This window comes from Pseudomonas sp. SDO55104_S430 (genome assembly GCF_054070595.1).
Window position 1 is genome coordinate 1 of record NZ_JBSVXG010000296.1, and the last position, 5,961, is coordinate 5,961.

At 61.8% G+C, this 5,961-nt stretch carries 6 protein-coding genes; 1 reads left to right on the plus strand and 5 read right to left on the minus strand.

The window, feature by feature from the left end; all coding sequences use genetic code 11:
- Positions 1-66 precede the first annotated feature (66 nt).
- The 5 genes from ACW9JE_RS27920 to norR form a co-directional block, all read right to left on the minus strand.
- Positions 67-813: a YkgJ family cysteine cluster protein gene (locus ACW9JE_RS27920; protein WP_457434589.1), complete on the minus strand. Its 747-nt coding sequence runs from the start codon at positions 811-813 to the stop codon at positions 67-69.
- 82 nt (positions 814-895) lie between these two features.
- Positions 896-1,222 carry a hypothetical protein gene (locus ACW9JE_RS27925; protein ID WP_457434590.1) on the minus strand — a complete coding sequence of 109 codons (327 nt, stop codon included), beginning with the start codon at positions 1,220-1,222 and terminating at the stop codon, positions 896-898.
- A gap of 126 nt (positions 1,223-1,348) precedes the next feature.
- Complete coding sequence (locus ACW9JE_RS27930; protein ID WP_457434594.1) at positions 1,349-1,807, minus strand: GNAT family N-acetyltransferase; 459 nt, start codon at positions 1,805-1,807, stop codon at positions 1,349-1,351.
- A 27-nt stretch (positions 1,808-1,834) separates the two neighbouring features.
- The gene (locus tag ACW9JE_RS27935; RefSeq protein ID WP_457434591.1) at positions 1,835-2,737 is read right to left on the minus strand and encodes a chemotaxis protein CheW; all 903 of its coding nucleotides are present in this window, start codon (positions 2,735-2,737) and stop codon (positions 1,835-1,837) included.
- A gap of 255 nt (positions 2,738-2,992) precedes the next feature.
- Positions 2,993-4,543, minus strand: coding sequence for a nitric oxide reductase transcriptional regulator NorR (gene norR / locus ACW9JE_RS27940; RefSeq protein WP_457434592.1), 1,551 nt, complete (start codon positions 4,541-4,543; stop codon positions 2,993-2,995).
- Positions 4,544-4,699: 156 nt separating this feature from the next.
- On the opposite strand from norR, the gene hmpA reads away from it, so the two are divergent.
- Complete coding sequence (gene hmpA / locus ACW9JE_RS27945; protein ID WP_457434593.1) at positions 4,700-5,881, plus strand: NO-inducible flavohemoprotein; 1,182 nt, start codon at positions 4,700-4,702, stop codon at positions 5,879-5,881.
- Positions 5,882-5,961: the final 80 nt, after the last annotated feature.

Below are 5,961 nucleotides of genomic sequence, written 5' to 3' on the forward strand. Positions count from 1 at the left end.
ACACAGGACTAATGTGGGAGCGGGCTTGCTCGCGAAGAGGCCCTCAAATACAGCACACCTGCTGAATCAAGCAGCCCTTAGAGAAATGAACGCATAGTTCGGCGCATCCCCCGCCACCAGCGCCCCCGTCGCCAGCACCTGCCCAACAACCTCTTCACTCGACAGATGAAACTGCCACTCGCTTTCCCACTCCGGCAGTGTCTGCCCCTGCAGTTCATCGATGATCTTGGCGAACTCGTTCATGTCCGGCAGATAAGCGGTGAATCCATCGCCCTTCAGCGCCGTCGTACGAATCCCCAGCAAGGCGCAAATCGCGTCCTTCATCAGAATCTCGTCACGGTCCGCCTGACGGGAGCGCTGGATCAGTTCCGCCAGTTCCCGGTCCACCACTTCGCCACCGACAATCAGCTGCGGCCCGATTTCCCATGATTCGGGCGGGCATTCTTTCACCGCCGTGTTCAGCGGGATGTGCGGATTGATTTCCATCGGATAGATACGGCACACCAGCGGCCGACGATCATAGATGCGGCAGCGGTTGTCTTCGTCGAGGTTTCGGCAGGCGCCGGCGTTGTAGGCGGCGAAAGTGATGGCGACGAAAGCCTCGGCGTCGGCGCTGCGAACCGGCGCGGATCGACGTCGGGCGTGGTCGTGTTGCTCTGCCGGCAGGCCCAGGCCGTTGCTCAGAAAGGCTTCCACCAGCACGATCACCTGACCGCCGTCGGCGGCCCACATGCGGGCTTCCGGCAGGGTCAGGGAGACATGGTGGTCATGGCAGCATTTGCCACAGCCTACGCAGGAAAACGTTGTATTCATCGAGCGCACAGTCGCATCCAAAGACATGAAGCGGCGACAGAAAACCGCCGCAAAAGCCCTGTCGAAGCAAGTTATGCGCCACTCACTGGGCCTTGGCGGTCGGGCGGATGGAGTCCCACTCGGTCACGTAGGCGGTTTTGCTCTGCTTGTTGTAAAGGCACAGCTCGGTGCCCTGGGCGCCTTTCATGTGCTTTTGCGGGTACTGGCCCTGCAGCAGAACGGCGGTGTAGCCGACGCGATCATCGAACTGCGCCGCGTTGCCGACCGGCTTCGCGTTCTTCAGGCCGCTGGCCTTGGTGCAACTGGCGAGCACAGTTTTGTCATAGGCAGCCCAGGCGTCGGGGCTGGAGGCCTGGGCCTGGGTGGCGAGGGCGGTGAGGCAGAGCAAAGTCAGGGTGACAGCTTTCATCGATCAGCATCCTTGGAAGGTCATGGCCAAGGTTGGAGTATGCCGGTCGGCAAAAGTGCGGTGCACCCTGCGCAGGAGCTAGAGTTGTGAACTCATATTTGTGGCGAGGGGCATTTGGGCGGTGAATCAGTCCGGAACCAATTCCCGACGCACCTCACACATCCCGACGCTTTCATACAACCGACGCGCCCGCAGGTTGTCTTCCAGCACCTTCAAATCCACAAACCCCTCACGCCGCTGTCGGAATTCACCGAACGCGTGCAGCAGCAACCCACGCCCCAGCCCCTGTCGCCGAGTCCGCGGATGCACCACCAGATCCTTGATGTAGGCACTGGTCCAGCACTGGCAAACGGCGACCACACCCCCGTCATCCTGCGCGACAAAACACAGCGTGGGATCGTATTCGGGATCGCTTTCAAACCGCTGCTGCCAAACCTCCAGCGCAGGCACGCGTCCACCGCCGTCCAGATAACCCAGCGCCATCAACTGATGCACATCGGCGGCGAGTTCGGGGCGGTAATGGGTCAATCGAATGTCGGTTGGCCAGTCGACGCCGGGCACGTCCTCGGTGAGGTCGCGCCGCATCAGCCAGCAATAGGCCCCGGCCAAGACTCAATGCCCTTGGGCGGCCACGGCCTTGGCCGCGGTGATCAGGCACTGGGTCAGTTCCGGCGAAGAGAACTTGGTCAGCACCGCGTTGGCCCCGGCCATCCGAGCCTTTTCGCTGTTCATCGCGCTGTCCAGCGAGGTGTGCAGCAACACGTAGAGGTGGGCGAAGTCCGGCGTCTCGCGCAGGGTGCGGGTGAAGGCGTAGCCGTCCATCTCGGACATTTCGATGTCGGAGACGATCAGGTTGATCTGCTGGGCGGTGCCTTGCAGGTCCAGCAGGCACTCGATGGCTTCCCTGGCGCTGCGCGCGGTATGGCATTGCAGGCCGAGGTTGCGCAGGGTGTGTACCGATTGCTGCAGGGCGACCTGGCTATCGTCGACTACGAGGATGCGAGCGGTGCCCAGTATTTCGGCATCTTCCATCGTGAGTTCGGTCGGCGCCATGTCGATCTCCACCGGCGCGATGCCGTGGATGACTTTCTCGATATCCAGCACCTGCACCAGCGTGCCGTCGACCGAGGCCACGCCGGTGATGTAGGCACGAGAACCACCGGAGCCGAAGGGCGGCGGGCGGATGTCGGTGGTCAGGCAGTGGACGATCTTGCTCACCGCCTGTACGTGCAGGCCCTGCTTGGAGCGACTGACGTCGGTGACAATCAGGCAGCCGCCGTTGGGATCTTCCAGCGGACGCTCGCCAATGGCGCGGCTGAGGTCGATCACCGACAGCGAGGCTCCGCGCAAGGTGGCGATGCCTTTTACATGAGGGTGCGACTCCGGCAGTTTGGTCAGCGGTGGGCAGGGGATGATTTCACTGACTTTGAGCAGGTTGATCGCCATCAACTTGCCGCTACGCAAGGTGAACAGCAAAAGCGAAAGTGAATCCGCGCGGCCTTTGGTGGAGGACATAAGTACCTTCTGTGGAAAAAGGTGACGGACGACCGTGAGGATCGCCAACAGCTATCGATGCCGGGTTATCGACTTGATGGGGGCAGGCTTTAGCGATATTCCCCGGTTGTGTGACCGGAGGCCATCCCTGTAGCAGCTGCCGAAGGCTGCGTCCGGCTGCGAAGCAGTCGTAAATCCTGTGCACACGGTACATCAGGTAAACAGAGGCGAGGACTGCGTCCTCGGACGCAGCCTTCGGCAGCTGCTACAGGGAAATCACTTCATCCCCAATCGCTTCGCCATCCGCCCGAGATTCGCCCGATCCAACCCCAGTTCCCGCGCCGCGCTCGCCCAATTGTTGTGATGCCGCTCCAGGCAAGCACCGATCAACTGACGCTGATAGTTCTCGGTAGCCTCGCGCAAATCCCCGGTCACCAGGGCAATCGCGGCTGCGGCCGGCTGCTCGGCAGCCACCTCCATCCCGCCATTGGGCAAATCCAGATCCGCTGCGCTCAAGCTCAGAATCTTCGGCCGCTCCTTGCAATTACCCAGCGCCTTCAACGCACTTCGCCCGATCAGGTGTTCCAGCTCCCGCACGTTCCCCGGCCAGTCATACGCCAACAGCGCCGCCTGGGCGTCGTTGTTCAGACGCAGGCTGTTGAGGCCCATGCGCGAGCGGTTCTGTTCCAGGAAATAGCCGCTGAGCAGCAGCACATCGCGACCACGATCACGCAGGGCCGGCACCATCAGCGGGTAAACACTGAGACGATGATAAAAGTCAGCACGATAGCGGCCGCTGCGCACTTCTTCGGCCAGATCACGGTTGGTCGCGGCGATCAATCGCACATCGACCTGGTGCTCCTTGTCCGAACCCAGGCGCTGCAACTGTCCGCTTTGCAGCACCCGCAACAACTTGGCCTGCACTGTCAGCGACAACTCGCCCACCTCATCGAGAAACAGCGTGCCGCCGTTGGCCAGTTCGAACTTGCCGCGCCGGTCGTTCAGCGCGCCGGTGAAGGCGCCGCGCACGTGACCGAACAATTCGCTTTCCACCAGGGTGTCGGGCAAAGCGGCGCAGTTGAGGCTGATGATCGGCTTGTCCGCCCGGGGCGAGGCGGCGTGGATGGCTTGGGCCACCAGTTCCTTGCCGACCCCGGTTTCCCCGGTGATCAGCACCGTCAGATCGCTGCCGCCCACCAGATTGATTTCTTCCACCAGACGCTTGTGCGCCTTGCTCTGGCCGATCATTTCACGGTTCTGCTGGCCGCTGGCCTGGCGGTAGACCTCGGCGCGCTGGTGTTCGTCCTCGACGCGATTGTTCAGACGCTCGATGCGCTCGGCGGCGTTGACCGTGGCGGCGGCGAGGCTGGCGAAGGCTTCCAGGGCGTCCAGTTCGATCGGTTCGAATTGCTCCGGATCGAGGGCGTCGAGGGTCAGCAGGCCCCACGGGCGCTCGTCGATGAACAGCGGGCAGCCCATGCAGTCGTGAACTTCCAGATGATCGTCGAGGCCATCGACCAAACCGTCATAAGGGTCGGGCATGTCACTGTCGGCGGCGAAACGGGTCGGACCGGGGCTGCTGAGCAGGGCTTCGAAGCGCGGGTGTTCGCTGACCTTGAAGCGTCGGCCGAGGGTGTCGGTGCTCAAACCGTCGACGGCCAGCGGCACCAGCCATTCGCCATCCAGGCGCAGCAGGGCGGCGGCATCGCGGGGCAGGAGGGCACGCATGGCTTCGAGCAGGCGACGATAACGCTCGCCTTCAGGCAGTTCGCGGGACAGGTCCGAGACCAGGGGGAGCAGGGCGGTAAGCAGAGATTTTGCAGTCATAGTGACTCCGTGTAGTCGGTATGACTATAAGGCCGCTTGTGTCGATATGACTACTTTATTTTTAAGGTATTGATTTATAAGGAAATTAAAGTTGGCACGAATGCTGATATATACAAAGCAGTCCCTTACAAACCCTCGATGTTCAGGAGTCACCTTATGCTTAGCGTTCAAGACCGTGCCATCGTCAAATCCACCGTACCGCTGCTGGAAAGCGGTGGCGAAGCGCTGATCACTCACTTCTACCGCATGATGCTGTCCGAGTACCCGGAAGTCCGTCCGCTGTTCAACCAGGCCCACCAGGCCACCGGTGACCAGCCGCGCGCCCTGGCCAACGGCGTACTGATGTATGCACGCCACATCGACCAGCTCGACCAGTTGGGCGACCTGGTAGCGAAGATTATCAACAAGCACGTGGCCCTGCAGATCCTGCCGGAACACTACCCGATCGTCGGTACCTGCCTGCTGCGCGCCATCGCTGAAGTATTGGGTGAAGAAATCGCCACCCCGGAAGTGATCGCGGCCTGGGGTGCGGCCTACGGCCAACTGGCGGACATCCTGATCGGTGCCGAAACCAGCATCTACGACCAGAAGGAACAGGCACCGGGCGGCTGGCGCGGGGCGCGGGAATTCATCGTGGTGAACAAGGTAGAAGAAAGCGCGGAAATCACCTCGTTCTACTTCGAACCTGCTGACAAAGGCCCGATTCTGGCAGCAGAGCCAGGCCAGTACATCGGCATGAAACTGTTCCTCGATGGCGAAGAAATCCGTCGTAACTACTCGCTGTCGGCCCGTCCGAGCAATGGCCAGTACCGCATCAGCGTCAAGCGTGAAACCGGTGGTCGCGCATCCAACCACCTGCACGATGAGCTGCATGTAGGCCAGAGCATCCAGCTGTTCCCGCCATCGGGCGAGTTCACCCTGACGGCCAGCGACAAACCGCTGGTGCTGATCAGCGGCGGCGTCGGCATCACCCCGACTCTTGCGATGCTCGAAGCGGCGCTGGAAACCGGGCGTCCGGTGCACTTTATCCACAGCGCGCGCAACGGCAAGGTCCACGCCTTCCGCGACTTCATCGAAGGGCTGGCGGCGCGTCATCCACAACTCAAACGCTTCTACTGCTACGCCGAAGATGACGGCGTGAGCCCGGCGGCGCACAGCGTTGGTTACCTGGATCAGGAACTGTTGAACGCTTGGCTGCCGGCCGAGCGTGATCTGGACGCTTACTTCCTGGGGCCGAAGGGCTTCATGGCGGCGGTCAAGCGTCACCTCAAGGCGCTGGGTGTGCCTGAGAAGCAGAGCCGTTACGAGTTTTTCGGGCCGGCTGCGGCGCTGGAGTGATCGATCAAGCGCGGTGAACCAGGTTCACCGCGCTGCCTTCTTCGCGGGCAAGCCTCGCTCCTACAGGATCTCATCCAACA